The sequence below is a fragment of the Cryobacterium sp. 10I5 genome (assembly GCF_035019865.1).
GTDB lineage: Bacteria > Actinomycetota > Actinomycetes > Actinomycetales > Microbacteriaceae > Cryobacterium > Cryobacterium breve_A.
In genome coordinates, this window is the sequence record NZ_JASJVI010000194.1 from 1 (window position 1) to 1,106 (window position 1,106).

Consider the following 1,106-nt stretch of genomic DNA (forward strand, 5'->3'; position numbering starts at 1 on the left):
GTCAGCAGGCAACGAACCGAGCCTGGCGGCTTCTTCGGCCTGGAAGAGTTCCCACCTCGTCGTATCGTTGGCCCGGCGAATGTCCTCGTTGATCTCCCGCACCCGCACCGCGATCTCAGCGTTCAGGTCGCCCAGGCTCGTCCACACGTCTTCGGCGAGGTAGCCGATCACGCGCTTATTCACGACGTTCACCGCCGACTCCACTGCAGCCTTATCTCGGGGTTTCCGGACCCGGGCCGGAACAATCGCGGTCCCGTAGTGGTCAGCGAGTTGCTGATACCGGGCATTGACGACCCGTTCCGCGTCTCCCTGCTGGCGCCGGTAAGTGGCGGTGGTCGGGTTGTCGGGCACGATGATCTGCGTGACGCCACCAAAGAACGAGAACGCGCGCACGTGCGCATCTAGCCACGCCTCGGACTTCATATTCGTCGACGCGTAACAGAACAGCGCTCCCGAGAACGGCAGGACCGCGACGAACAAGAACGCGCGCGTGACCTCGCCGGTGATCGCATCAATCACGTTGACCGTGTCGCCGGCCCAATCGACAAGCATCGCCCGCCCGGGCTCGTGACGCAGCGTCGCGACAAGATCATTCACCCGGAGGTGTTCACCGAAGAGATGGCAGTACTGCGAGTAGCCGTACTTCTTGGCCGGCCCGCCCGCGCCAACATACTTCCGCCAGGCCTGCTGCAACGTGAAGTGCCGGTTCGCTTTCATCGACCTCAGCACGGCCGTGAAGTCTGGCGATTCGTACTCGTCAGACACGCGCTTCCGCCCGTCGGGGAACAACACCTGGACATCAGCGTCCGTCATCGACTCGGCCGACGCGGCCGTGATGCCACGCGCGGTGATCGTCTTCTTCACCACCGAAACGTCGCGCCGGGAACACCCGACCGCCTCCACGATCTCGTTATAGCTGCGCCCCTCGAGCAACAGTTCCAGGATCTTCCGATAATTGGCCACACTGCCTCCTTCTCATGCGAAGCAGCGACACCGACGTGCCACCGCTCCGACTAGAAAACAGGAAACCCAGCCGCAGTACCACCTACTCGGAACAAGCGGTACCAACAACGTGGACTAGAGGTACCGAGAAGGGCGACTCGCCA

General features: G+C 62.7%; 1 protein-coding gene. It reads right to left on the minus strand.

Annotated features, from left to right (window positions below; translation table 11 throughout):
- On the minus strand, nucleotides 1-933 hold a 933-nt coding region (gene istA / locus QN350_RS19645), incomplete at its 3' end, for an IS21 family transposase (protein WP_323517189.1).
- Between the last annotated feature and the right edge of the window lie 173 nt (nucleotides 934-1,106).